The sequence below is a fragment of the Pseudomonas tritici genome (assembly GCF_014268275.3).
In the GTDB taxonomy this organism is placed as follows: domain Bacteria; phylum Pseudomonadota; class Gammaproteobacteria; order Pseudomonadales; family Pseudomonadaceae; genus Aquipseudomonas; species Aquipseudomonas tritici.
On the sequence record NZ_CP077084.1, the window covers coordinates 5178993 to 5204575 of the forward strand.

Annotated in this window: 21 protein-coding genes and 1 pseudogene; 14 read left to right on the plus strand and 8 right to left on the minus strand. The window is 61.2% G+C overall.

The window, feature by feature from the left end:
- Positions 1-135 precede the first annotated feature (135 nt).
- Complete coding sequence (locus HU722_RS23620) at positions 136-882, minus strand: enoyl-CoA hydratase-related protein (RefSeq protein WP_065880979.1); 747 nt, start codon at positions 880-882, stop codon at positions 136-138.
- A 30-nt stretch (positions 883-912) separates the two neighbouring features.
- Entirely contained in the window at positions 913-1845 is a 933-nt protein-coding gene (locus HU722_RS23625; RefSeq protein WP_065873619.1) for an iron-sulfur-binding ferredoxin reductase, read from the minus strand.
- A 215-nt stretch (positions 1846-2060) separates the two neighbouring features.
- Here HU722_RS23625 and HU722_RS23630 point away from each other — a divergent pair, with 215 nt between their 5' ends.
- From HU722_RS23630 to HU722_RS23650, 5 genes are all read left to right on the plus strand, one after another.
- Complete coding sequence (locus tag HU722_RS23630) at positions 2061-3584, plus strand: fumarate hydratase (protein WP_010208051.1); 1524 nt, start codon at positions 2061-2063, stop codon at positions 3582-3584.
- A 172-nt stretch (positions 3585-3756) separates the two neighbouring features.
- Complete coding sequence (locus tag HU722_RS23635; protein ID WP_065873620.1) at positions 3757-5523, plus strand: sensor histidine kinase; 1767 nt, start codon at positions 3757-3759, stop codon at positions 5521-5523.
- Entirely contained in the window at positions 5517-6842 is a 1326-nt protein-coding gene (locus HU722_RS23640; RefSeq protein ID WP_065873621.1) for a sigma-54-dependent transcriptional regulator, read from the plus strand. Before HU722_RS23635 ends, HU722_RS23640 begins: the two co-directional genes overlap by 7 nt.
- A 273-nt stretch (positions 6843-7115) precedes the next feature.
- The gene (locus HU722_RS23645) at positions 7116-8435 is read left to right on the plus strand and encodes an MFS transporter (RefSeq protein ID WP_065873622.1); all 1320 of its coding nucleotides are present in this window, start codon (positions 7116-7118) and stop codon (positions 8433-8435) included.
- A 150-nt stretch (positions 8436-8585) separates the two neighbouring features.
- Positions 8586-9218, plus strand: coding sequence for a flavin reductase family protein (locus HU722_RS23650; RefSeq protein WP_065873623.1), 633 nt, complete (start codon positions 8586-8588; stop codon positions 9216-9218).
- Between the two features lie 37 nt (positions 9219-9255).
- Here the strand turns inward: HU722_RS23650 and HU722_RS23655 are convergent, their stop codons facing one another.
- Positions 9256-9501, minus strand: a complete 246-nt coding sequence (locus tag HU722_RS23655) for a hypothetical protein (RefSeq protein WP_065873624.1) — start codon at positions 9499-9501, stop codon at positions 9256-9258.
- A 41-nt stretch (positions 9502-9542) separates the two neighbouring features.
- A complete protein-coding gene (locus HU722_RS23660; RefSeq protein ID WP_049711718.1) occupies positions 9543-9884 on the minus strand; it encodes an antibiotic biosynthesis monooxygenase family protein in 342 nt (113 codons plus the stop codon).
- Positions 9885-10211: 327 nt separating this feature from the next.
- On the opposite strand from HU722_RS23660, the gene HU722_RS23665 reads away from it, so the two are divergent.
- Positions 10212-11141, plus strand: a complete 930-nt coding sequence (locus HU722_RS23665) for an AraC family transcriptional regulator (protein ID WP_065873625.1) — start codon at positions 10212-10214, stop codon at positions 11139-11141.
- 61 nt (positions 11142-11202) lie between these two features.
- Here the strand turns inward: HU722_RS23665 and HU722_RS23670 are convergent, their stop codons facing one another.
- The 4 genes from HU722_RS23670 to edd all read right to left on the minus strand — a co-directional run bounded on the left by HU722_RS23670 (position 11203) and on the right by edd (position 16312).
- Positions 11203-12630 carry an ATP-binding protein gene (locus tag HU722_RS23670; RefSeq protein ID WP_210172768.1) on the minus strand — a complete coding sequence of 476 codons (1428 nt, stop codon included), beginning with the start codon at positions 12628-12630 and terminating at the stop codon, positions 11203-11205.
- 31 nt (positions 12631-12661) lie between these two features.
- Positions 12662-13396 carry a response regulator gene (locus HU722_RS23675; protein ID WP_025854798.1) on the minus strand — a complete coding sequence of 245 codons (735 nt, stop codon included), beginning with the start codon at positions 13394-13396 and terminating at the stop codon, positions 12662-12664.
- Between the two features lie 136 nt (positions 13397-13532).
- Entirely contained in the window at positions 13533-14489 is a 957-nt protein-coding gene (locus HU722_RS23680; RefSeq protein ID WP_065873627.1) for a glucokinase, read from the minus strand.
- A complete protein-coding gene (edd, locus tag HU722_RS23685) occupies positions 14486-16312 on the minus strand; it encodes a phosphogluconate dehydratase (RefSeq protein ID WP_065873628.1) in 1827 nt (608 codons plus the stop codon). Before edd ends, HU722_RS23680 begins: the two co-directional genes overlap by 4 nt.
- Before the next feature lie 221 nt (positions 16313-16533).
- On the opposite strand from edd, the gene gap reads away from it, so the two are divergent.
- The 8 genes and pseudogenes from gap to HU722_RS29350 all read left to right on the plus strand — a co-directional run bounded on the left by gap (position 16534) and on the right by HU722_RS29350 (position 25540).
- The gene (gene gap / locus HU722_RS23690) at positions 16534-17535 is read left to right on the plus strand and encodes a type I glyceraldehyde-3-phosphate dehydrogenase (RefSeq protein ID WP_049711713.1); all 1002 of its coding nucleotides are present in this window, start codon (positions 16534-16536) and stop codon (positions 17533-17535) included.
- A 228-nt stretch (positions 17536-17763) separates the two neighbouring features.
- A complete protein-coding gene (locus HU722_RS23695) occupies positions 17764-18282 on the plus strand; it encodes an RNA polymerase sigma factor (protein WP_065873629.1) in 519 nt (172 codons plus the stop codon).
- A 74-nt stretch (positions 18283-18356) separates the two neighbouring features.
- Complete coding sequence (locus HU722_RS23700) at positions 18357-19325, plus strand: FecR family protein (RefSeq protein ID WP_065873630.1); 969 nt, start codon at positions 18357-18359, stop codon at positions 19323-19325.
- Between the two features lie 115 nt (positions 19326-19440).
- On the plus strand, positions 19441-22005 hold the full coding sequence (locus HU722_RS23705) for a TonB-dependent receptor (protein WP_065889946.1): 2565 nt from the start codon (positions 19441-19443) through the stop codon (positions 22003-22005).
- Positions 22006-22139: 134 nt separating this feature from the next.
- The gene (locus HU722_RS23710; RefSeq protein ID WP_065873632.1) at positions 22140-22748 is read left to right on the plus strand and encodes a biliverdin-producing heme oxygenase; all 609 of its coding nucleotides are present in this window, start codon (positions 22140-22142) and stop codon (positions 22746-22748) included.
- A gap of 113 nt (positions 22749-22861) precedes the next feature.
- A complete protein-coding gene (locus HU722_RS23715; protein WP_065880973.1) occupies positions 22862-23275 on the plus strand; it encodes a YbaN family protein in 414 nt (137 codons plus the stop codon).
- Positions 23276-23542: 267 nt separating this feature from the next.
- A pseudogene (locus HU722_RS29345) lies at positions 23543-24682 on the plus strand (methyl-accepting chemotaxis protein); the annotation flags it as partial.
- A 102-nt stretch (positions 24683-24784) separates the two neighbouring features.
- Entirely contained in the window at positions 24785-25540 is a 756-nt protein-coding gene (locus HU722_RS29350) for a methyl-accepting chemotaxis protein (RefSeq protein ID WP_371905445.1), read from the plus strand.
- The last annotated feature ends 43 nt before the right edge of the window (positions 25541-25583 follow it).

Sequence of the window (25583 nt, forward strand, 5' to 3'; positions counted from 1 at the left end):
GGCTTTTTTATGCCTGTGGGTTTTGTAGTGCCCTGAGGGCCTCATCGCGGGCAAGCCCGGCTCCCCCAGTGGATCGCATTCCAATGTGGGAGCTGGCTTGCCTGCGATAGCGCCAGCGCAGTCAACGCACATTCATTAGCGAGAAATGAAAGCCGACAACGCCGCAATCGCCTCCGGCGACCTCAATCGCTGGGTAAACAACGCGCCCTCCTCCTCAATCACCTGCCGCAATTGCTCGCGATCCACACTTTTCATGAGTTGCTTGGTCACCTGCACCGCCCCCGGCGCCAGGGTTTCAAACCGCTCGGCCATTTCCCGCGCCCTGGCCAACGCCGCCTCACCGCTGCACAACGCCTCGGTGGCAATCCCCAACGCCGCCGCCTGTTCGCCGCTGAAGCCCTCGCCCAGCAGCAATAACTCAGCCGCCTTGGCGTGCCCCAACAACCTCGGCAGGATCAGGCTCGAACCAAACTCCGGGCACAGCCCCAGATTGACGAACGGCATGCGCAATCGCGCATCACGGCTGACATACACAAGGTCGCAATGCAGCAGCAGGGTTGTACCGATACCCACGGCTGCACCTGCTACCGCGGCGATCACCGGCTTGCGGCAGTTGAGCAGGCTCTTCATGAAATGAAACGGTGGGCTATCGAGGTCGCTGGGCGGTTGTTCGAGAAAGTCGCCGATGTCGTTGCCCGCAGTGAAACAGCCACTGCTGCCCTGGATCAGCACGCAGCGGATATCCGCGTCCGCATCGGCCTGCTCGAACGCCTCGGCCAACTGGGTATACATGGCCCGAGTCAGCGCATTTTTCTTCTCGGGACGATTGAGCTGCAGGATCAGCAGCCCGCGTTCACGGTGCTGCAGGATAGCGTCAGTCATGGCAGATCTCGCGGCTGTAGAGTTCAGCGCTCAACCACGGGGCAGGAACACATCGGCCAGCAGTTGATTACGCGGCAGTCCCGCCAGAAACAAGCGCTTTGAGAAGGCTTCTACGCTGATGGGGTGTCCGCAGAGTAAAGCCAGCGTTTGCCGCGAAACAAGCCGCAGTTGCGCCAATGCCTGTGCCGACCCGGCCGCCGTCCATAGCTCCACCGTGAGGTTGGGATGCTGCGCAGCCAACGCCCCCAAGGGCTCGGCGAGATAATGGCCTTCAGTATCATGGGCCAGGTGAATCAGGCGAATGTCGCCCTGATGATCCTGGCGCAGCGCCTCACGCAATACACCCCACAACGGCCCTAACCCGGTACCGGAGGCCAGCAGCCACAGCGGTCGGGATTGCCAGTCCGGGTCGTATTGCAGCGCGCCGCCGCGCAATTCGCCCAAACGCAGGCGGTCGCCAACCTGCAACTGCCGGGCTAGATCACTGAATTCGCCAGGCTGGCGGCAGTCGAGATGAAACTCCAGGAATGCATCTTCCTGGGGCAAACTCGCCAGAGAATACGGCCTCGCCACCTGCCCCGCCCACAACACCAGGTGCTGCCCGGCGCGATAACGCAGGCCACGCTCCGGCTGCAAGCGCAGGCGCAGCACGGTTGGGTTCAACCAATCGACACCGACCACCTGAGCCGCCAAACCGTCACGCGCCGGGTCAAACGCCTCGACGCGAAGGTCCGCGCTGACCTGGCATTGGCAGGCCAACCGCCAGCCATCCTGGCGTTGCGCCGGGCTCAAGGCCTCGGGTTGCTTGTCCTCGACATCACCTTGGCAACGCACCAGGCAGGCATGGCAGCTCCCAGCGCGGCAACTGTAAGGCACAGCCACACCGGCCTGGTTCAGGGCATCCAGCAGGTTGCTGCCGGTAGATACCGACCAATGGCGTTCGCCGACGTACAGTTCAGGCATATAAGGACTCAATCACAATAGGCGCGCACAGGGAATCATGCCTGCGACAGTTTGACCATAGTCGGGTGTATCGGCCACCGTGTCGGGTTATACTGCCGCGCCTTTTTAGCGTCGCGCCTGCACCAGTGGCGTGCCTTGGAAAGGTGGTTTCAGCCGACCGATGCACCCCACTGAAGCCACCTTATTGAATGTTCCCTTATAGAGGAGCGCGACTCATGACCGTGATCAAGCAAGACGACCTGATTCAGAGCGTTGCTGACGCCCTGCAATTCATTTCCTACTACCATCCGGTTGATTTCATCCAGGCCATGCACGAAGCCTACCTGCGCGAAGAATCGCCAGCGGCCCGTGACTCCATCGCCCAGATCCTGATCAACTCGCGCATGTGCGCCACCGGCCATCGCCCGATCTGCCAGGACACCGGTATCGTTACCGTGTTCGTGCGCGTGGGCATGGACGTACGTTGGGATGGCGCCACCATGGGCCTGGACGACATGATCAACGAGGGCGTGCGTCGCGCCTACAACCTGCCGGAAAACGTCCTGCGCGCATCCATCCTCGCCGACCCGGCAGGTGCGCGTAAGAACACCAAGGACAACACCCCGGCGGTCATCCACTACTCCATCGTCCCGGGTAACACCGTGGAAGTGGACGTGGCGGCCAAGGGCGGCGGTTCCGAGAACAAGTCGAAAATGGCCATGCTCAACCCGTCCGACTCGATCGTCGACTGGGTACTGAAGACCGTTCCGACCATGGGTGCCGGCTGGTGCCCACCGGGCATGCTCGGCATTGGCATCGGCGGTACCGCCGAAAAAGCCGCCGTGATGGCCAAGGAAGTGTTGATGGAATCCATCGACATCCACGAGCTGAAAAAGCGGGGCCCGCAGAACCGTATCGAAGAGATGCGCCTGGAGCTGTTCGAGAAGGTCAACCAACTGGGCATCGGCGCCCAGGGCCTGGGTGGCCTGACCACCGTGCTCGACGTGAAGATCATGGATTACCCGACCCACGCCGCCTCGCTGCCGGTGTGCATGATCCCCAACTGCGCCGCCACCCGTCACGCACACTTTGTGCTCGACGGTTCGGGCCCGGCGTCGCTGGAAGCGCCACCGCTGGACGCCTACCCGGAAATCGTCTGGGAAGCTGGCCCATCGGCCCGTCGCGTCAACCTCGATACCCTGACCCCGGAAGAAGTGCAGAGCTGGAAGCCGGGCGAGACCGTGTTGCTCAACGGCAAGATGCTCACCGGTCGCGATGCGGCGCACAAGCGCATGGTCGAGATGCTGAACAAGGGCGAAACCTTGCCAGTGGACCTCAAGGGTCGCTTCATCTACTACGTTGGCCCGGTTGATCCGGTGCGCGAAGAAGTGGTTGGCCCGGCTGGCCCGACCACCGCAACGCGGATGGACAAGTTCACGCGTCAGATCCTCGAGCAAACCGGCCTGCTGGGCATGATCGGCAAATCCGAGCGCGGCCCTACCGCGATTGAAGCGATCAAGGACCACAAAGCCGTGTACCTGATGGCCGTGGGCGGTGCTGCTTACCTGGTGGCGCAAGCCATCAAGAAGTCGCGCGTTGTCGCCTTCGCCGAACTGGGCATGGAAGCGATCTACGAGTTCGACGTGAAAGACATGCCGGTCACCGTTGCGGTGGACAGCAAGGGCGAATCCGTGCACATCACCGGTCCTGCCATCTGGCAGAAAAAGATCAGTGAAAGCCTGGCGGTGGAAGTGCAGTAAGCGCTTCCTTCGCGGGGACAAAGGCGACTGCGGCTCATGGCCCAGTCGCCTTTTTTATGGCCGACTGTTTTGTCATGGTGAACTCGGTCATGTGGGAGCGGGCTTGCTCGCCACAACATTAACGTCGTGCATGCTATGGTGCACTCCCCTTTCTGCGCCTGCTCATCACCGTATGATCGTGATCCCTCGCCCCCTGCGCCTGACCTTCTACTCCTTGCTGATCATCGCCGGTGCGGTGCTGGCCGCGGCCTTGGCCACACGCCATGCTGAACGCCAGGCCTTGGTGGACGATGCGGCCCGTGCCAATCAGCAACTCGCGCTGTATGCCAACTCACTGCATACCCTGATCGAACGCTACCGCGCGCTGCCGGCTGTGCTGGCGCTGGACTCGGAGATGATCAATGCCTTGAAAAGGCCGGTGGATGCTCAAACCCAGGACGTACTGAACCGCAAGCTCGAACGCATAAACGGTGCCGCGCAATCGTCCACCCTGGAATTGATGGACCGCACCGGCCTCGCCGTTGCCGCCAGCAACTGGAACCTGCCGAGCAGCTATGTCGGCCATAACTACGCCTTCCGGCCGTATTTCAGCCAGACCCTGAGCCAGGGCACCGGGCGTTTTTACGCGGTCGGCGTGACCACTGGCATACCGGGTTACTTTCTCTCCAGCGCCGTGGTGGATGAGCACGAACAGTTCCTGGGCGCCATGGTGGTCAAGCTGGAGTTCCCCGAACTTGAGCGTGAGTGGGCCCAGGGCAATGACCTGCTGCTGGTCAGCGACGCGCGTGGCATCGTGTTTATCGCCAATCAACAGGGCTGGCGTTATCGCAACCTGCGGCCGCTGTCGGCCAGCGATCTCGCCGAACTCAAGGCCACCCGCCAATACGACAAAAAACACCTGCAGCCGCTGGACACCCAGACGCTGCAACGCTTTGACGAAAACAGCCACTTGATGCGCGTCAACGGCCCGGACGGTAACGCCAATTACATTTGGGAATCCCTGCCGCTGAAGGCCGAAGGCTGGACCCTGCACCTGCTGCGTAAACCGCAGTTCGCTTTTGAGGACCAGCGCAACGCCGGCCTCGCCGCCGCCGGCTCCTGGCTGGCGCTGGTGTTCCTGGTGCTGTTCCTGACCCAACGCTGGCGCCTGGCTCGCCTGCGCCAGCGCAGCCGCGAAGAGCTTGAGCAACTGGTGGAAGAACGCACCCAGGCGCTGCGCACCGCCCAGGATGGCCTGGTGCAGTCGGCCAAATTGGCGGCACTGGGGCAAATGTCCGCCGCCCTCGCCCATGAAATCAATCAGCCGCTGACGGCCCAGCGCATGCAGTTGGCCACCTTGCGCCTGCTGCTGGATCACGGCCGCGTCAACGACGCCTACAAGGCGCTCACGCCGCTGGACGACATGCTCACGCGCATGGCCGCGCTCACCGGCCACCTCAAGACCTTCGCGCGCAAAAGCCCGAGCGGCCTGCGTGAGCGCCTGGACTTGGCCACCGTGGTCGATCAGTCCTTGCACCTGCTCGACGCACGCTTGCGTGATGAAGCCATCGGCGTCGTGCTGGACCTGACCCGCCCCGCCTGGGTCCGTGGCGATGCAATCCGCCTGGAACAGGTGCTGATCAACCTGCTGCGCAACGCGCTCGACGCCATGGCCGACAAACCACGCAAACGTCTGGAAATCCGCCTGCACGCCGATGAACAACTGTGGCAACTCACCGTCAGCGACAGCGGCGGCGGGATTGCCGAAGAACACCTGAACAGCGTGTTCGACCCGTTCTTCACCACCAAGCCGGTGGGTGACGGGCTCGGCTTGGGGCTGGCAGTGTCCTACGCTATCGTGCACGAACTGGGCGGCCGCCTGGTCGCCGCCAACCGTGGCGACGGCGCGGTTTTCACCCTGACCCTGCCTATCGCGCTGGAGACGCCCGACCTATGTTGAACGCGGTGATTGTGGTCGACGACGAAGCCAGCATCCGAACGGCGGTCGAGCAGTGGTTGAGCCTGTCTGGGTTTGAGGTGCAGTTGTTCAGCCGCGCCGAAGAATGCCTGGCGAAACTGCCCAAGGACTTTCCCGGGGTGATCCTGAGCGACGTACGCATGCCGGGTCTCAGCGGCCTGGAACTGTTGGCCGAGGTGCAGCGCCGTGATGCGGATTTGCCGGTGATATTGCTGACCGGCCACGGCGATGTGCCGATGGCCGTCGACGCCATGCGCGACGGTGCCTACGACTTCCTGGAAAAACCCTTCAGCCCCGACGCCCTGCTCAACAGCCTGCGCCGCGCCCTGGACAAGCGTGGCTTGATCCTGGAAAACCGTCGTCTGCACCAACAGGCCGATCATCGCGCACAGTTGGAGTCGACCCTTTTAGGCGTGTCTCGAGGGTTGCAGACCCTGCGCCGCCAGGTGCTGGATTTGGCGAGCCTGCCGGTCAATGTACTGATCCGTGGCGAGACCGGCAGTGGCAAGGAGCTGGTTGCCCGTTGCCTGCATGACTTCGGCCCACGGGCGAAAAAACCCTTTGTGGCACTCAACTGCGCGGCAATCCCCGAGCAGTTGTTCGAGGCCGAGCTGTTCGGCCACGAAAGCGGCGCATTCACCGGTGCCCAGGGCAAGCGCATCGGCAAACTGGAATACGCCCACGGCGGCACGCTGTTCCTCGATGAAATCGAAAGCATGCCGCTGGCCCAGCAGGTGAAACTGCTGCGCGTGTTGCAGGAACAGAAGCTCGAACGACTGGGCTCCAACCAAAGTATCCACGTGGATCTGCGCATCATCGCCGCCACCAAACCGGACCTGCTGGAAGAGGCCCGCGCCGGGCGCTTTCGCGAAGACTTGGCCTACCGATTGAACGTCGCGCAATTGCGCCTGCCGCCCTTGCGTGAGCGCCGGGAAGATATCCCGTTGCTGTTCGACCACTTCTCACAGAGTGCCGCCGAACGCCTGGGCCGCCGTGTTGAACCGCTGAGCGCTGCGCAACTGGGGCGCCTGCTCAGCCATGACTGGCCGGGCAATGTGCGTGAATTGGCCAACGTCGCCGAGCGCCAGGTACTTGGCCTTGGCGAGCCGGAGCCGGAAGGCGTCGAGGCCGGGCAATCGTTGGCGGCGCAGCAGGAGGCGTTTGAAGCGCATTGCCTTAAAGCTGCGCTGGCGCGGCACAAGGGCGATATCAAGGCCGTGCTGGCCGAGCTGCAACTGCCTCGGCGAACCTTGAATGAAAAGATGCAGCGGCATGGGTTGGTGCGGGAGATGTTTCTCTAGCGACCTTCAGACCGCCATCGCAGGCAAGCCAGCTCCCACATTTTGAACTGTGAATACATTTCCAATGTGGGAGCTGGCTTCCCTGCGATGAGGCCCGTGCCCATAAGCGGTTTTCCGCTCATCACCTGAAAATCATCAGCGACTTTCCGCTCAAAAAAATCCTGTAACCCTTCTATTCCGGGCCTTCATCTACCTGGCACAGCTCCTGCTATAGCCCAAGCCAGGCAGTGCTCAAGCACGCTCCACAAAAACAATTAGATGAAGGATCCTTTAATGGATAACTCCAACTCCCTGCCTCTGGGGTCGGCGGCTGCGCCGGCAAAAGCACGCACCACGTCCAGCCGGATCAAATCGATCTTCAGCGGATCGGTCGGCAACATGGTCGAATGGTACGACTGGTACGTCTACGCCGCCTTCTCGCTGTACTTCGCCAAAGCCTTCTTCCCGAAAGGCGACACCACCGCCCAATTGCTCAACACCGCCGCGATCTTCGCTGTGGGTTTCCTGATGCGCCCGATCGGTGGCTGGCTGATGGGCCTGTACGCCGACAAAGTCGGGCGTAAAAAAGCCCTGATGGCCTCGGTCTACCTGATGTGCTTCGGCTCGCTGCTGATTGCCCTGAGCCCGGGTTATGAAATGATTGGCATCGGTGCGCCGATCCTGCTGGTGTTTGCCCGTTTACTGCAGGGGCTGTCGGTCGGCGGCGAATACGGCACCTCCGCCACTTACCTCAGCGAGATGGCAACCAAGGAACGTCGTGGTTTCTACTCCAGCTTCCAGTACGTGACCCTGATTTCGGGCCAGCTCATCGCCCTGGCCGTACTGATCGTGCTGCAACAGGTATTGACCACCGAGCAGCTGTACGCGTGGGGCTGGCGTATCCCGTTCGCCATCGGCGCCCTGTGCGCAGTCGTCGCGCTGTACCTGCGTCGCGGCATGGAAGAAACCGAGTCGTTCACCAAGAAGGAAAAAGCCAAGGAAAGCGCGATGCGCACCTTGATGCGCCACCCCAAGGAACTGATGACCGTGGTCGGCCTGACCATGGGCGGTACCCTGGCGTTCTACACCTACACCACCTACATGCAGAAATACCTGGTGAACACCGTCGGCATGAGCATTTCCGACTCCACCACCATCTCGGCGGCGACGCTGTTTCTGTTCATGTGCCTGCAACCGATCGTCGGCGGGCTGTCGGATAAAGTCGGTCGTCGGCCAATCCTGATCGCCTTCGGTATCCTCGGCACGCTGTTCACCGTGCCGATCCTCACCACGCTGCACACCATCCAGAGCTGGTGGGGCGCGTTCTTCCTGATCATGGCAGCCCTGATCATCGTCAGCGGCTACACCTCGATCAACGCCGTGGTGAAGGCCGAGCTGTTCCCGACCGAAATCCGCGCCCTGGGTGTGGGCCTGCCGTATGCCCTGACGGTGTCGATCTTCGGCGGTACCGCTGAATACATCGCGCTGTGGTTCAAGAGCATCGGCATGGAAACCGGTTACTACTGGTATGTGACGGCGTGTATTGCGGTGTCATTGGTGGTCTACGTGACGATGAAAGACACGCGCAAACACTCGCGTATCACCACGGACTAAAAATGTGGGAGCGGCGGTGCGACGATTCGACTTGCCCGCGATAGCGGTGGTTCAGTCGAAGTTGTATTCACTGACCGAAAGCTATCGCGGGCAAGCCCGCTCCCACATTGGGTATGATGTGCTCCCGAGAATTGAGAACAGAACCCGGCCATGTCCGACGATATCCATTTCTACGAACCCGCCAACGGCCACGGCCTGCCCCATGATCCGTTCAATGCCATCGTCGGTCCACGGCCGATCGGCTGGATCTCGTCCCACGACAGCGAAGGCCGCTTGAACCTGGCGCCCTATAGCTTCTTCAATGCGTTCAACTACATTCCGCCGATCATTGGGTTTTCCAGTGTCGGACGCAAAGACAGCCTGAACAACATCGAGCAGACCGGCGAGTTTGTGTGGAACCTGGCGACCCGCCCGTTGGCCGAGCAGATGAACCAGAGCTGCGCCGCCGTATCGCCAGAGGTAAACGAATTCGAGTTGTCCGGCTTGACGCCGGTGGCTTCGAAGATCGTTGGCGTGCCTCGGGTGGGCGAGAGCCCGGTGTCGTTCGAGTGCAAGGTGACGCAGATTATCCAACTGCAGCGTGCCGACAAGGCGCTGGTGCCGAGCTGGCTGGTGCTGGGCGAGGTGGTCGCGGTGCATATCGCCAAGTGGCTGCTCAAGGATGGCATCTACGACACCGCCGCCGCCGAGCCGATTTTACGTGGCGGCGGGCCGGCGGATTACTTCCAGCTGGGGCCTGAGGCGCTGTTCAAGATGTATCGCCCTGGTGCCACAAAACCCTGAATGGAATGAGCTCTAAATGTGGGATCGGCAGCGTTCCCTAGTTTTCGGCAGTTGCCCAGGTCAGCTGACCCTCTTGGTCCACATCGACCAATCGCTCCAATTGCACAGTAGCGGCATCATCCGCATCAGAAGCAGTCTTGAACGTCTGCCCATCAAGGATCTTGTGAAACCGCGGTGCGCCCATGCCATCGAGTGCCTTGACGGCAACGGCGGCGCTGTAGCCACCTTCTCCGGGTACGACGGCGGAAACGGCTTCGTGGTGAGCAAATTGTTTACGTGCCATGTTGCAGGTCCTGGCCAATGGAAAGTCGGCCATTCTAAACCCTAACCGGCGAGTTGCAGGTACTCGCCATAGGCATTGGCGGCTGAGGCATCGGTAAAGGTCTGGAAGTCCATGCTGCGAACCACCATGTCGTTCAACAGCTCGGTAAAGATCATCAGGGCCGGAGAATTGAAGTAGGCGCTCATCGCCTGCTCGCTGCTCCAGAAGCCCGAGACCAGCCAGACATCAGGGTCGACCTGGGAATGCTGCAACGAGAATTGCAGGCAACCCTGAGCCTGGCGGCCCGGTTCGATCAAACTGCTCAAGCGTGCACCGAGTTCGGTGCTGCACCCGGTGCGGGCGCGGATAAAGGCCATATGGCTCGCGGGAATGGGGGTGGACATGTTCGACTCTCCCGTTGAGAAGTGATGCTCGGCAAGCACTGTGGGGGCGTGTTGCCACAGGGTCAAAGATAACGGCGCGGGTGCGGGCGCGGTTAGTCGATTCCTGCTGGCTTATTGCACAATCCTGCGAGAAGCGCAGATAGGACGTTTGGCCCCGGCATTTATTCCAAGGGCAACCGCCTTGTTTCAGGGAGATGACAGCCCCCACGATTGCCTGATTCACGATGTGTCGCAGGATCAGGCAAGGATTGTGCAGAATCGACGTAACACTGTTTGCACGGCCGCCGCTAAGCTGACCCCATCGAAGTAGCCTGTAGAGGACGCCCCATGCCGTCGCCCGAACCCCGATCCCTCCCCCTCGATGCCGAGATGGAAAAGCAGCGCGCCGAACTGGCGAGCATTGTGCAGCGGCATACCTGGGAAGACGGCTCCTACGGTACGGCAATCACCTCGCTGTACCTGAACCGCCACAACGCACCGCGCGACTTCATGCCGGTACTGGTGGAGCCGGCCCTGTGCATTCTGGCCAGCGGCAGCAAGGAAGTGCGCCTCGCCGATGAAGTGTTCGCCTACGACCCGCTCAATTACCTGGTGTTCTCGGTAGCGATGCCGGTGGCTGGCCGGATCATGGAGGCCACGCCGCAAGACCCCAACCTGTCGATCAGGATCAACATCGACCCGGCCCAACTCACTGCGCTGATCGCGGAAGCCGGCCCGATGGGTGTGCCGTCGCGCCCGACCTCCCGTGGCATGTACGTCGACCGCATCGACAACCAGTTGCTCGACGCGGTGCTGCGCCTGGCGCGGTTGCTGGATACGCCCAAAGACATCGCCATGCTTGCGCCGCTGATCAATCGGGAAATTCTTTATCGCCTGTTGCGGGGTCCGCAGGGTTATCGGCTGTATGAAATTGCCGTTGCCAACAGCCAGAGCCACCGAGTGAGCCAGGCGATCAAGTGGTTGAACAGCAACTACGAGCAACCGCTGCGCATCGACGACTTGGCCAGGGAAGTGAACCTGAGCGTCTCGACCTTGCACCACCGCTTCAAGGCAATTACAGCCATGAGCCCGTTGCAGTACCAGAAGCAATTGCGCTTGCAGGAAGCGCGGCGGTTGATGATTGCCGAAGGGTTGGAAGCGTCGGCGGCGGGGTATCGCGTGGGGTATGAAAGCCCGTCACAGTTCAGCCGCGAATACAGCCGGTTGTTTGGTGCGCCGCCGTTGAGGGATTTGGCTAGATTGCGCCAAAGCATCTGACCGGATGAAGATCAACATGTGGGAGCTGGCTTGCCTGCTCCCACATTGGCCTCGCGTGTGTTCAATCGAGGCCGCGGGGGAGCTGCAGGGTCACGCGCAACCCGCCCTCACGCAGGTTCTGCAAACTCACTTCACCGCCATGGCTGTGGGCAATGTTGCGCGCAATCCCTAGTCCCAAGCCGTAACCCTGCTGGTGCCCTGCCAGACGGAAGTGCGGTTCAAACACTTGCTCCAGCCGCTGCTCCGGAACCCCAGGCCCCTCGTCATCCACATGCAGGATGAACTCCGCGCCGTTGTCCTCGATGTGCAAATGCGCGTTCTGCCCGTACTTCAACGCGTTGTCGATCAGGTTGCCGATGCAACGCTTGAGCGCCAGCGGCTTGCCCGGATAAGGGGTCAGTGCGCGGCCATGCTGGGTGACGCGGCCATTGCCGTTGGGCGCCAGGTACGGTTCCACCAGGCAGTCGAGCACGTGGTTCAGGTCCACCGGCTCGATATTTTCGTGAATATCGGTGTCTTTCACGCATTGCAGCGCGCCTTTCACCAGCAACTCTAGTTCATCAAGATCGCGGCCGAATTTGGTTTGCAGGTTTTCGTCTTCAAGCAGTTCCACGCGCAGGCGCAGACGGGTAATCGGTGTGCGCAAATCATGGGAAATGGCGCTGAACAACTGGCTGCGCTCGGTCAGGTAGCGGCTGATACGTTCGCGCATCGCGTTGAACGCACGGCCCACTTCCACCACTTCGCTGCCGCCGCCTTCGGCTACCGGCTCTACGTCAGCCCCCAGGGACATATCCCGCGCCGCCCGCGCCAGGCGTTTAAGGGGCCGACTCTGCCAGTGCACCAGCAAGCCGATAAACAGCAGCAGGAAACCGCTGGTCAGCACGATAAACCACACTTGCTGGGACGGCAGGCCTTGTTCCTCAAGACTGGTGTAGGGCTCGGGCAGCAGCGAAGCAATGTACAGCCATTCGCCCGGGGCGAGCTGGATCTGGGTCACCAGCACGGGCGGGTTCACCGGTTCCAGGGTCAACGCGTAATGCGCCCAGGAACGCGGCAACTCGTCGAGTTTCAGGCCAGCATTGAAGATGCGCAGGTCTTCGGCGCTGACAAACTCCACCGAGATGTGCACGTCGGCGCCGAGGGTCTGGCGCAGCACTTCATCCACGGCCACCAGCACGGCATGCTTGCGCGGGGTCTCCGGCAAGACCTCCATGTCCAGCGGTCGGTCGTTGAGGGTTACCACGAAGCGGGTGCCGCCCATGCTGCGCAATTGGTCCAGGACCAACGGGCGATACGCCACCGGCAACGAACGGAAGTAGCTCACGCTGGCGGTCATCGAATGCGCCAGGCTACGGGCGCTGGTGACCAGGCCCTCGAGCTGGGTGGCGCGCAACTGCGACACCCAGATCACGCTGGACAGCGCCTGGGCAAACAACACCGCCAGCAGCGTCAGCAGCAGCATGCGCCCCAGCAGCGAGCGCGGCACCGGGAAACGGCGGCGGCGCTCGGTCACATGTTCAGTGGGCATTGCCGGCAACCACGCTGGCTGCCAGTTGATAACCGCTGCCGCGCACGGTGCGGATCAGCCTCGGGGGTTTTTCGGTATCGCGCAGGCGTTGGCGCAGGCGGCTGACAGCCATGTCGACGATACGGTCCAGCGGCATCAAGTCGCGACCACGGGTGGCGTTGCCGATGGTGTCACGGTCGAGGATTTGTTGGGGGTGGTCGAGAAACAATTTGAGCAGGGCAAAGTCGGCACCGGAAAGGATCACTTCTTCGCCATCCACATGAAACAGCCGGTGGCTGATCATGTCCAGGCGCCACTCATCAAACACCAGCACATCCCCGCCTACGCTGCGTTCCTGGCCAAACTGGCAACGGCGCAACAGCGCTTTGATCCGCGCCTGCAGCTCACGGGGGCTGAAGGGTTTGCCGATGTAGTCATCGGCACCCAGCTCCAGGCCGATCACGCGGTCGGCTTCGTCAGAGCTGGCGGTGAGCATGATGATCGGCACCTGCGCCTGGCGCGGGTGCTGGCGGATCCAGCGGCAGAGACTGAAACCGTCTTCGTCCGGCAACATCACATCAAGGATGACCAGGTCGCATGGCGCCTCGTTCATCGCCTGGCGGAACCCCGCGCCATCCGGCACGCCACGCACCTGGAAACCGGCGCGACTGAGGTAGGTCTGCAGCAACTCGCGGATTTCCTGGTCGTCGTCGACGAGGAGAATGGATTTACTGATTACGCTCACGGGGTCCTCCTTGTTGTTATGGCCAAGCTTAAGTCATTTGTTGCTCTTGAGGCCCTGATCGCGGGCAAGCCAGCTCCCACAGGAGAATGCACTCCAAATGTGGGAGCTGGCTTGCCTGCGATGGGGCCATCACGGCCTACGCAAACGCCTGCTCCAACGCCACGCCAGCCCCGGTCAACCCGGAATACGGGGCTGTGACCAACCACACCGGAATGCCCTTGAAGTAGTCGCTCATGCAGCCTTTGTCCGCAAAGCTCTTGGCGAAACCGCTGCGGATAAAGAAGTCGGCAAACCTCGGTATCACGCCGCCCACGATGTACACGCCACCGCGCCCGCCGGTGGTCAGCACGTTGTTGCCGGCTACTCGGCCCAGCCAGATGCTGAACTGGTCTAACACTTCCATCGCCACCGGGTCGCCGGCCAGGCCTGCGGCCGTGATGGCTTCGGGCGTGTCCAGCACCGGGGTGTGACCGTCCACTGCACAAATCGCTCGATACAGGCGCGGCAAGCCGCCTCCGCTCAAGGCGGTTTCGGCGCTGACGTGGCCGATCTCGCTGTAGATGTGCTGCCACAACTGGGTTTCCCGCGGGCTGCTCAAAGGCAGGTCGACATGGCCGCCCTCGCCCGGCAATGCGGCGAAACGCCCGCCCCCCAAATCCAGCAATGTGCCAACACCCAGGCCGGTGCCAGGACCAATCACCACCGCCGGGCGCAACGGCTCCGGCGTGCCTTCGCAGACCACACGAAACTCGTCGGGCTGCAAGCGCGTCATGCCTAGGGCCATGGCCGAGAAGTCGTTGACCAGTAGCAGCTCATCCACCTGCAAGGCTTTACAGAAAGCAGTCTTGCTCAGGCGCCAGTGATTGTTGGTGAATTTAAATTCATCCCCACTCACCGGCCCGGCCACCGACAGGCACACCGCACCGATGTCACCGATTTCCAGGCCTTCTTCCTTGAGATAAACCTTGATCGCCTCTTCGGGGCTGGAATGATCCGCCGTGGCATGCACGCGGATCGAATGCAGCGCCTGGTCCCGCCACAACGCGAAACGCGCGTTGGTTCCACCGATATCACCGACCAGCGCTAGCTTCACTTAAGCGTCTCCAGGGCAGAGGTAAAGGCGCTGGCGCCCTGCTCTGCGGAGCTTGCGGCCAAGCGCATAAATGCAAACAGCTCACGACCGGCTCCCACGTTATTGCCCAACAGGCCCGTGGCAGGTGCGCGCGCTGCAAATTCTTCGGCGTCTACCTTAAGCTCCAAGATGCCTTTCACGCCATCCACGCGAATGATATCGCCATCGCGCACCCGCGCCAGTGGCCCGCCGCTGTGGGCTTCGGGGTTAACGTGAATCGCGGCGGGGATCTTACCCGACGCGCCGGACATACGCCCGTCTGTCACCAGCGCAACTTTGAAACCGCGGTCCTGCAACACGCCGAGGAATGGCGTCATCTTGTGCAGTTCCGGCATGCCGTTGGAGCGCGGGCCCTGGAAGCGCATCACCGCGACAAAGTCTTTTTCCAGCTGGCCGGCCTTGAAGGCGTCGGCCAGGTCCTGCTGATCCTGGAACACCACGGCGGGTGCTTCGACAATTTGATGCTCGAGGGCTACCGCCGAGACTTTCATTACGCCACGGCCGAGGTTGCCTTCCATCACACGCAAACCACCTTCCGGCGAGAACGCACGGGCCACGGGGCGCAGGATGGTTTCGTCGAGGCTTTCGATCGGACCGTCGCGCCAGACCAGCTCGCCATCCACCAGGAACGGTTCCTGGATATAACGGCTCAGGCCCTTGCCGGCCACGGTGTTGACGTCTTCATGGAGCAGGCCGGCTTCAAGCAGTTCACGGATCAGGAACGACATGCCGCCCGCCGCCTGGAAGTGGTTGATGTCCGCCTTGCCGTTCGGATACACGTGGGACAGGGTCGGCACCACCTCGGAGAGGTCGGCCATGTCCTGCCAGGTGAGAATAATGCCCGCCGACATGGCGATAGCCGGCATGTGCAGCGTGTGGTTGGTGGAACCGCCGGTGGCGTTGAGGGCGACGATGGAGTTGACGATGGACTTCTCGTCGACGATCTCGCCGATCGGCGTGAAGCTGCCGTTGGCCTTGGTCAGGCGCGTGACCTGGTGCGCGGCTTCGCGGGTCAGTGCGTCACGCAGCGGCGTGTACGGGTTGACGAACGAGGCGCCTGGCAAGTGCAGGCCCATCACTTCCATCAGCAACTGGTTGGTGTTGGCAGTGCCGTAGAAGGTGCAGGTGCCAGGGCTGTGGTAGGACTTCATCTCCGATTCCAGCAGCTCTTCGCGGGTCGCCTTGCCTTCGGCATAGCGCTGGCGCACATCGGCTTTCTGTTTGTTGGAGATGCCCGACGGCATCGGGCCGCCCGGGACGAAGATCATCGGCAGGTGGCCGTAGCGCAGTGCGCCCATCATCAGGCCGGGGACGATCTTGTCGCAGATGCCGAGCATCAGCGCGGCATCGAACATGTTGTGGGACAGCGCTACCGCCGTGGACATGGCAATCACTTCACGGCTGAGCAGGCTCAGCTCCATACCGGGCTCGCCTTGGGTCACGCCGTCGCACATGGCGGGGGTGCCACCGGCGAACTGGCCGACCGAACCGACTTCGCGCAGGGCTTTCTTGATCTGTTCCGGGAAGTGTTCGTACGGCTGATGCGCCGAGAGCATGTCGTTATATGACGAAACAATTGCCACGTTGGCGGCATTCATCATACGCAGGCTATTTTTATCTTCAGTGCCGCAACCGGCCACGCCGTGGGCGAAGTTGGCGCATTGCAGCTTACCGCGCATCGGACCGTCGATGGCTGCACCGCGAATGAGCGCAAGGTAAGCCTCGCGAGTGGCGCGGCTGCGGGCGATAAGCCGTTCGGTGACCTCAAGAACGCGGGGATGCATGTGTAGAACTCCAGGCTAACGGATGTGGCGACCCTCGTTCCTGGGTTGATCAAACGCCCGCAGCGCATGGGATGGCAGGGAGGCATTTGGATCATCGGACCAGTTGATTCAGGTCACTCGTTGTAGATTGAACAAAATATTGCCACTAAAAAGGCTTGTTTTCTATTTTTATGCGAATAATCTTGTAATTCTTACAACAAATCGACGACAGGCACTCTCCAATGACTCTTCGTATCGCAATCAATGGTTTTGGCCGTATCGGCCGTAATGTCCTGCGCGCACTGTATACCCAAGGCTACCGCCAGGATTTGCAGATCGTCGCCATCAATGATCTGGGCGACAGTTCGATCAACGCCCACCTGCTCAAATACGACACCGTGCATGGCACTTTCGAAGCAGAGGTCGCCCACGATCAGGAAAGCCTGACCGTCAATGGTGACCGGATTGCCGTCAGTGCCATTCGCAACCCGGCCGATCTGCCATGGGCTGCACACAAGATCGACGTGGTGTTCGAATGCACCGGTCTGTTCACTGACCGTGACAAGGCTGCCGCCCATATTACCGCTGGCGCGCGCAAGGTGATCATCTCTGCACCGGCCAAGGGCGCGGACGCCACCGTGGTCTACGGCGTGAACCATGACATTTTGCGTCAATCCCACCAGATCATCTCCAACGCCTCATGCACCACCAACTGCCTGGCGCCTGTGGCCCAAGTGCTGCACCGCGAGTTGGGTATCGAAAGCGGCCTGATGACCACGATTCACGCCTACACCAACGATCAGAACCTCACCGACGTCTACCACACCGACCCGTACCGCGCGCGTTCGGCCACCCAGAACATGATCCCAAGCAAGACCGGCGCGGCTGAAGCGGTCGGCCTGGTGCTGCCGGAACTGGCGGGCAAGCTGACCGGCATGGCCGTGCGGGTACCGGTGATCAACGTATCGCTGGTGGACCTCACCGTACAGCTGAAGAAAGAAGCCACTGCCGAACAGGTCAACGCGCTGCTCAAAGAAGCCAGCCAGCACTCGAAGATCCTCGGCTACAACACCCTGCCGCTGGTTTCCAGTGACTTCAACCACAACCCGCTGTCGTCGATCTTCGATGCCAATCACACCAAGGTCAGTGGCAAGTTGCTGAAAGTGCTGGCGTGGTACGACAACGAGTGGGGCTTTTCCAACCGTATGCTGGATAACTGCCTGGCGCTGTGCAACGCCGAGTAATCGGGCAACGCAGATCGCTTGTGGGAGCCGGTTTTTTGTGAGAGTCGGACTTGCCCGCGATGCAGGCAACTCGGTGTTTCAGTCAGACCGAGGTGATGCTATCGCGGGCAAGCCAGCTCCCACATAAGCCTGGTTCGCACAGGGATCCGTAAACCCGCTCAAAGTGCCCCTTGCCATTTGAGTTGATGATAAGCATTATCATTAACTGCATATCGGTCTGGTATCACTGTGAGCCAATCTCGCTTCAACCATGTCTTTCTCACCCAACGGGTGATTCTGCTTCGCACCTTGCAGCGGATGGTGAATAACCACAGCACCGCCGAGGACCTGTTGCAGGAAACCTACCTGCGCGTCACCCGGGCCCTGAGCGAGCGGCCGATCGATCACCTTGAACCCTTTGTCTATCAGACGGCGCGCAACCTGGCGCTGGATCACCTGCGCGCGCGTCGGATCCAGGCCCGCACGTTGCAGGAAGATGTCCCGCTGGACGTTCTGCAAAGCGTCGCCGCCCCTATCAGTACACCAGAGGACGCCACCCAGGCCGAGCAAATGCTTGAGGCCCTGAGCGTCAGCCTGGGCCAGTTGAGCGCCCGTCAGCAGCAGATTTTCATCCTCAGCCGCCTGCATGGTTGCAGCTACCAGGAGATTGCTGATCAGTTACACGTGTCCTTGAGCACCGTGCAAAAGGAACTGAAATTGATCATGGCCATCTGTGTAGGTGTGGCCGAACGGCTGGATCGGCCTTAAGCTTCACCCGACAGAAGCGTCGGCACAGGCTGTACGAAAGTTGAATAGAACGTGGCGAAGACCCGAGGAACACCGTGACGGACCCGAATAAACTGCGGCCCCATGAGCTGGCTCATGAGGTGTTGCAAGACACGGCTATGGACCAAGCCCTCGACTGGCTGATCGCCTTGCAGTGCCCGAAGCCCGGGCAGCAGGCCGAATTTGAAGCCTGGCTGATGCGTGACCCGGCTCACGTCCGCGCCTTCGACAAGGCCCAGGCCGCCTGGGGTGGAGCGCCGGTACACAGCGCCGCCGTTGCACTGGCCGTGCCACGCAAGCCCAGCGCCTGGCGCCGGGTCAAACCGCATTGGAAACCGTTGGCCACCGCCGCCGTGCTGTTGATCGGCCTGTTCAGCTTCAGCAACCTGCCGGTACGTCTGCAAGCTGACCACCTCACCGTGGTGGGCGAACGCCAGCGCCTGCAATTGGACGACGGTTCGAAGGTGTTGCTCAACACCGACTCGGCGTTTTCCAGCAGCATCAAGGACCACCAGCGCATCGCCCGCCTGTATCAGGGCGAGGCGTTTTTCGAAGTCGTGCCCAATCATGGCCTGCCTCTGGAAATCGACGCCGGCCCCGTGCGTGCCAGCGTGCGCGACACCGCTTTCGCCGTGCGTTACCTCAACGGTGAAGCCCAGGTGCAAGTGCAGCGCGGCGATGTCGACCTGAGCAATACCTTCGACGATGCCCGCGTGCGCCTGAGCGCCGGTGAAAGTATCCGCATCGGGCCCAAGGGCTTCGGCCAACCTGCCAAGCTGGACGCCAACAAAGACCTGGCCTGGGTGCAAGGCCGGCTGATCTTCGAAAACTGCCCGATGAGCGAAGTGCTCGCCGAACTGCGCCGCTATTACCCCGGCTGGATCGTCAACACCAACGACCGGCTCGCCAGCGTCGCCGTCACCGGCAATTACCGCCTCGACCAGCCCCTGGATGTAGTGCGTTCACTGGCTCACATCACCTCGGCCAAGCTGTCGGAATACCCGGCGCTGGTGATCTTGAACTAAATGAGAATTATTTTTACTCGATAGCTGACGGTGGTACGTCTCGTCTTAGCCAATGCAACTGATTCCTATTTGTTTCAGTTCGCAACTATAAGATTCGTATCCCGGAGCGCTCTCGATGTCCTCTTGTTTCAACCGCCGGTCCTCCTCGCCCGTCCTGTCCTTGCTGACGGCGGCCATCCTGCTGGCAGCTGCGCCAGTGATGACGGCCGCTGCTGCCGAACCTGCGCCGCGCAGCCATGGCAATTACACCTTCAGCATCGAGCAGCAGCCGCTGGTCTCGGCACTCAACGCCTTTACCGCCGTCACCGGCTGGCAAGTCGGCCTGCCGGCGGAACTCGGCCAGGGCGTATCGTCCCCTGGCGCACGCGGCCCGTTGTCGCCGGAAAAAGCCCTGGATCGGCTGTTGGTGGGGACCAACCTGAGCTACCGCAAACTGGGCAACAACAACATCGTCCTGGAAAAGCGCGCAGCGGGAAGCACCCTCAACCTGCAGCAGGTGACTATCAGCGCCACCCGTAACGAGCAGGATGTAAACAGCGTGCCGAGCAGCGTCAGCGTGCATGAACGTGAGGAGCTGGACCGCCAGAACGTGAAAACCATTCGCGAGCTGGTGCGTTACGAGCCCAACGTCTCAGTAGGCGGCGCCGGCGGCCGTGCGAGCAACTCGGGCTACAACATTCGTGGCATTGACGGCGACCGCATCCTCACCCAGGTGGATGGCGTGGAAGTGCCGGACAATTTCTTCAACGGCCCTTACGCCAAGACCCGCCGCAATTACGTGGACCCGGAAATCGTCAAGCGCGTGGAAATCCTGCGCGGCCCGGCCTCGGCCCTGTATGGCAGCAGCGCCATTGGTGGCGCCGTCAGCTATTTCACCCTCGACCCGGATGACATCATCAAGCCCGGCCAGGACTTCGGCGCCCGCCTGAAGACCGGCTACAGCTCCGCCGACGAGAGCTGGTTGACCTCTGGCACCGTCGCCGGGCGCGTGCAGGACTTCGACGGCTTGCTGCACTTGAGCCAGCGTAATGGTCACGAAATGGAATCCTACGACGGCAACAACGCCGCGGGCCTGGCGCGTACCGGCGCCAACCCCGAAGATGCGCGCACCACCAACGTGCTGGCCAAGCTGGGTTGGAATTATGGCGATGACAACCGACTGGGCCTGACTTACGAGAAGTTCAAGGACGATCGCGACGTCAACCTCAAGAATGCCGTGGGCGGCCCATTCACAGGCGGGCGCGGCTTCAACTTCTACCGGGCGCGGTCGGGCAACGACACCATCACCCGCGAACGTTTCGGTATCGAAAACCGCTTCGCCCTCGAATCGCCGATTGCCGATCACATCAAGACTAGCCTCAACTACCAGATCGCCAAGACCGACCAGACCACTGCCGAGATCTACCAGCCATCACGGCGTGTCTTGCGCACCCGCGAAACCCTTTATGAAGAAAAACAGTGGGTGTTCGACGCACAGTTGGACAAGGCCTTCAGCCTGGGTGAAACCGATCACCAACTGACCTATGGCACCACCCTCAAACAACAGAAGGTTACCGGCTCCCGCGAAGGCGCGGCGACCTGCCTGGCGGTCGGCAGCGGTTGCACGGCCATCGGCGCGCCCAGCCCGATTGCCAGCGACAGCGTGAAAAAAGCCAGCGACTTCCCGGACCCGACTATCAACACTTACTCGCTGTTCGCGCAGGACCAGATCACCTGGGACAAGTGGACCTTCCTGCCCGCGGTGCGCTATGACTACACCCAACTCAAGCCCAAGTTGACTGAAGAGTTCCTCAACACCGTCGACCCGACGCGGATCTACGCCCACAGTGACAAGGAAAAAACCTGGCACCGTGTGACGCCCAAATTCGGCCTGACCTACGCGCTGACCGATCACTACACCTGGTTTGGTCAATACGCTGAAGGTTTCCGCACACCGTCAGCCAAAGCCTTGTACGGCCGCTTCGAAAACCTGCAGCAGGGCTACACCGTCGAGCCCAACCCGGACCTCAAGCCGGAAAGCAGCAAAGGCGTGGAAACCGGGATTCGTGGCAACTTCGATTCCGGTTCGTTTGATATCGCCGTGTTCTACAACAAATACCGCAATTTCATCGACGAGGACGCCTCCGTCGCCGGCAGTACCTCACAGCAATTCGAAGCCAACAACATCAAGCACGCTACCATCAAGGGGATCGAAGCCAAAGGGCGCCTGAACCTTGACGCGTTTGGCGCACCGCAAGGCCTGTACACCCAGGGTTCGGTTGGCTACACCTATGGCCGCAACGACGATAATGGCGAGGCGCTCAACAGCGTCAACCCGCTCAAGGGCGTATTCGGCCTGGGCTACGACCAGGACAACTACGGTGGCGTGCTGAGCTGGACCCTGGTGAAAAAACAGAATCGCGTCGACAGCACCACCTTCCATGCGCCTGACGGCAGCACCACTGGCCCCTTCAAGACCCCAGGCTTCGGCATTGTCGACCTGACCGCCTTCTATAAGGTCACCCACGACGTGACCCTCAACGGTGGTCTCTACAACCTGACCGACAAGAAGTACTGGAACTGGGATGACGTGCGCAGCTACGACGGCGTCGGCGAGGCCGGTGTGACCTCGCCCGCCAACCTCGACCGCCTGACCCAGCCGGGTCGCAACTTTGCGATCAACGTGGTCTGGGACATCTAACGCGCACCACTCACCTCGTCGAAATTTCATCGCCGGGGTGAGGATTTTTTACTGTGCCGCGTCTTCTTGTTCGTCTAGTTGATAACCGCTCTCTTTAAGAGCAATAAGGCGCTCCCCTTCTCAAGGACTTATTCATGACCGCTTCTCCTACCGCAGAACGTCCAAGCCTGCGCTCCCAGCGCCTGAACCAGATCACGAACGAGCCGCACACCAAGCTCGACGCATTGGTCAAAGCCCACGCGCCGTTCGAGACACAGGCCAACTTCGCGCGTTTCGTGGTGGCGCAGTATCTGTTCCAGTCGGAACTGGTGGCCCTCTACAACGATGCCGAACTGATCAAGATCGTGCCGGACCTGGCGGAGCGCTGCCGTGCGGACGCCGCCAAGCTGGACCTGGCCGACCTGGACACCGAAGTGCCTGCGCCGGTGGCGGGCGCCGTGAAGAACCCGAGCAAGGCCGAAGCCCTCGGCTGGCTGTTCGTTTCCGAGGGCTCAAAGCTCGGCGCTGCGTTCCTGATCAAGCGCGCCGTGGGCCTGGGCCTGAGCGAAACCTTCGGTGCCCGTCACCTAAGTGAACCGGCCGGCGGTCGTGCCGAAGGCTGGAAGCGCTTCACCCGCACCCTCGACGCCTTGGCGTTCAGCGCCGAAGAGGAAGCCGCAGTGGAAAAAGGCGCGGTCGACGCGTTTGTACGCTTCACCGTCTTGTTGGAACAGGCGTACGCTAGCGCCCCTGAACTGGCGTAATGCTCCGGTAGAAACCGGATCAATGTGGGAGCTGGCTTGCCTAGCCAGCTCCCACCCTTGATTGCATTTCAACTCAAGCAATCTGTCTCTCTTTCCACCAGATAAGCTTCACCATGACCCGCAAACCCCAATCCACCTCGAAAATCGCGCAGATCCTCTTCGGCCTGCTGGCCTACGTCAGCCTGGGCATCGGATTAGTGGCGATTGTCATCCCGGGTTTGCCCACCACCGAATTCATCCTCTTAGCCGCCTGGGCCGCCACCAAAAGTTCGCCGCGCCTCAGCGCCTGGCTGGAAAACCACCGGCTGTTCGGGCCGATCCTGTCCAACTGGCGCAACGGCAAGATCATCGCGCGGCGGGCCAAGGTGAGCGCCACCGTGAGCATGCTGCTCTGCGCGATCCTGATGCTGGTGATGCTCGACCACGGCTGGCCGATCTACCTGGCGATTGCCGGCATGAGCCTGGGCAACCTGTGGATCTGGTCACGCCCGGAACGGCTTGCACACCCCACAGAACGCTGCCTGTAGGCATTCTCCTACCGCTCATCGCTTGCTTCTCATGAATTGATTTATGACGCCGATGTTTCAGACATAGCGCCGAATGGACTTGGCTCTGCTGCTTGCATACCAATACGTCCATTCGCGAGTGAACCTATGTTCGACACCCTCTCCATCCGCTTGAAAATCGTGCTGTTGTCAGGCCTTTGCCTGTTGGGGGTGATAGCGCTGATCATCAGTATCAACCTGTACGAGACTGATCAGAACGATCACCTGATCAGCGATTCAAGCTCGCGAATGCTCACCAGCAGTGTGCAGAACCTGCTGCAAGCCAAGGCTGCCGAACAGGCGGTGCAACTGCAGAAAACCTTTGGCGAGAACCTGTTGGTGGTGACTGCCCTCGCCGACCAAGTCAAGGACTTGCGCAACCTCGCCGCCAAGCGCTCACTGGACCCCGGCGCGCTGCGAGAGGAACTCAACCAGAGTCTTAAAACCACCTTCGAACGCAACAGCAAGGTGCTCGGTATCTGGTTGTCGTTCGAGCCCAATGGGCTGGATGGCAAGGACAGCGAATTCATCGGCGACAAGGCTCGCGTGTCCAACGAAAAAGGCCGCTTCTCCAGCTACTGGAGCCGTGCCGGTGGCGAAGGCCTGAACACCATAATGGTCGAGGATGACCTGACCAAGACCGCCCTCAACCTCAGCGGCACGCCCTACAACATTTGGTACACCTGCCCACGAGACACCCGCAGCACATGCCTGCTGGACCCGTACGAAGACACCGTGGGCGGCAAGCCGGTGCTGATGACCACCATCTCCCTGCCGCTGATCGTGGACGGTAAAGTGATCGGCGTAGTCGGTGTCGATATCGCCCTCAACAGCCTGCAAACCCTCGCCGATGCTGCACAAAAGGAATTGTTCGAAGGCGCCGCGCAGTTGGAAGTCATTTCCAGCACCGGCCTGATTGCCGCCCACAGCGGCGAGCCGGCCAGGGTCGGCAAAAACCTGGTCGACACGCTCGGCGCCGAAGGCAAGGAAATCGTGCAACTGCTGGCCAGTAACAGCCACGTCAACCGCGAACAGGGCGACACGATCCGTGCGGTCTACGCGGTCAAACCTATCGCCGATGCAAAAGCCTGGGGCGTGGTGGTCAAGCTGCCCAAACACGTCATGCTTGCCGACGCCACGAAACTCCAAGGTGTGCTCGACAAAGCCCAGGCCAGCGGCACCCTCAAAGCCTTGCTGGTGGGCGCCGCCGCCGGCTTGCTCGGCTTGCTGCTGATCTGGCTGACCGCCACCGGCGTGACCCGTCCGATCAACAGCGTGGCCGCCATGCTCAAGGACATCGCCAGCGGTGACGGCGACCTCACCCAGCGCCTGGCCTATGCCAAGAAAGACGAGCTGGGCGAACTGGTGAACTGGTTCAACCGCTTCCTCGACAAGCTGCAGCCGACTATCGCGCAGATCAAGCAAAGCATCACCGAAGCGCGGGGCACTGCCGATCAGTCCTCGGCCATCGCGCGCCAGACCAGCGAAGGCATGCAGGTGCAGTTCCGCGAAATCGACCAGGTGGCCACGGCGTCCAATGAAATGAGCGCCACCGCCCATGACGTCGCTAACAGCGCGTCCAATGCCGCCAGCGCGGCACGCGGCGCCGACCAGTCGGCACGTGAAGGCATGCAGATCATTGAAAAGAGCACACGGGACATCACCACCCTGGCCGAGGAAGTCAGCAAGGCGGTGACGGAAGTCGAAGCCCTGGCGGTCAATAGCGAGCAGATCGGCTCGGTACTCGAAGTGATCCGCAGCATCGCCGAGCAGACCAACCTGCTGGCACTCAACGCTGCCATCGAAGCCGCGCGCGCCGGGGAAAGCGGTCGTGGGTTTGCGGTGGTGGCCGACGAAGTACGCAACCTGGCCAAGCGCACCCAGGATTCCGTGGAGGAAATCCGCCTGGTGATCGAACGCATCCAGAGCGGCACCCGTGGCGTAGTGGCGACCATGCATTCGAGCCAAAGCCAGGCCCAGAGCAATGCCGGGCAGATCCATCAAGCGGTGCAGGCCCTGGGCAAGATCAGCGATGCCGTCACGGTGATCAGCGACATGAACCTGCAGATCGCCAGCGCCGCCGAGCAACAAAGCGCCGTGGCCGAAGAGGTCAACCGCAACGTCTCGGCAATTCGTACCGTGACCGAAACCCTCACCGGGCAAGCCACCGAGTCGGCGGCGATCAGCAGCCAACTGAATGCATTGGCCAGCCAGCAGATGAAGTTGATGGATCAGTTCCGGGTGTAACCCGATCTTCAAAACAATGAAGATCAAAAATGTGGGAGCGGGC

What these genes read in the sequence shown, in the direction of transcription:
- HU722_RS23620 (WP_065880979.1), bottom strand. Translation starts at nt 882, where the DNA reads ATGACTGACGCTATCCTGCAGCACCGTGAACGCGGGCTGCTGATCCTG.
- HU722_RS23625 (WP_065873619.1), bottom strand. Translation starts at nt 1,845, where the DNA reads ATGCCTGAACTGTACGTCGGCGAACGCCATTGGTCGGTATCTACCGGC.
- HU722_RS23630 (WP_010208051.1), top strand. Translation starts at nt 2,061, where the DNA reads ATGACCGTGATCAAGCAAGACGACCTGATTCAGAGCGTTGCTGACGCC.
- HU722_RS23635 (WP_065873620.1), top strand. Translation starts at nt 3,757, where the DNA reads ATGATCGTGATCCCTCGCCCCCTGCGCCTGACCTTCTACTCCTTGCTG.
- HU722_RS23640 (WP_065873621.1), top strand. Translation starts at nt 5,517, where the DNA reads ATGTTGAACGCGGTGATTGTGGTCGACGACGAAGCCAGCATCCGAACG.
- HU722_RS23645 (WP_065873622.1), top strand. Translation starts at nt 7,116, where the DNA reads ATGGATAACTCCAACTCCCTGCCTCTGGGGTCGGCGGCTGCGCCGGCA.
- HU722_RS23650 (WP_065873623.1), top strand. Translation starts at nt 8,586, where the DNA reads ATGTCCGACGATATCCATTTCTACGAACCCGCCAACGGCCACGGCCTG.
- HU722_RS23655 (WP_065873624.1), bottom strand. Translation starts at nt 9,501, where the DNA reads ATGGCACGTAAACAATTTGCTCACCACGAAGCCGTTTCCGCCGTCGTA.
- HU722_RS23660 (WP_049711718.1), bottom strand. Translation starts at nt 9,884, where the DNA reads ATGTCCACCCCCATTCCCGCGAGCCATATGGCCTTTATCCGCGCCCGC.
- HU722_RS23665 (WP_065873625.1), top strand. Translation starts at nt 10,212, where the DNA reads ATGCCGTCGCCCGAACCCCGATCCCTCCCCCTCGATGCCGAGATGGAA.
- edd (WP_065873628.1), bottom strand. Translation starts at nt 16,312, where the DNA reads ATGCATCCCCGCGTTCTTGAGGTCACCGAACGGCTTATCGCCCGCAGC.
- gap (WP_049711713.1), top strand. Translation starts at nt 16,534, where the DNA reads ATGACTCTTCGTATCGCAATCAATGGTTTTGGCCGTATCGGCCGTAAT.
- HU722_RS23705 (WP_065889946.1), top strand. Translation starts at nt 19,441, where the DNA reads ATGTCCTCTTGTTTCAACCGCCGGTCCTCCTCGCCCGTCCTGTCCTTG.
- HU722_RS23710 (WP_065873632.1), top strand. Translation starts at nt 22,140, where the DNA reads ATGACCGCTTCTCCTACCGCAGAACGTCCAAGCCTGCGCTCCCAGCGC.
- HU722_RS23715 (WP_065880973.1), top strand. Translation starts at nt 22,862, where the DNA reads ATGACCCGCAAACCCCAATCCACCTCGAAAATCGCGCAGATCCTCTTC.
- HU722_RS29350 (WP_371905445.1), top strand. Translation starts at nt 24,785, where the DNA reads ATGCAGGTGCAGTTCCGCGAAATCGACCAGGTGGCCACGGCGTCCAAT.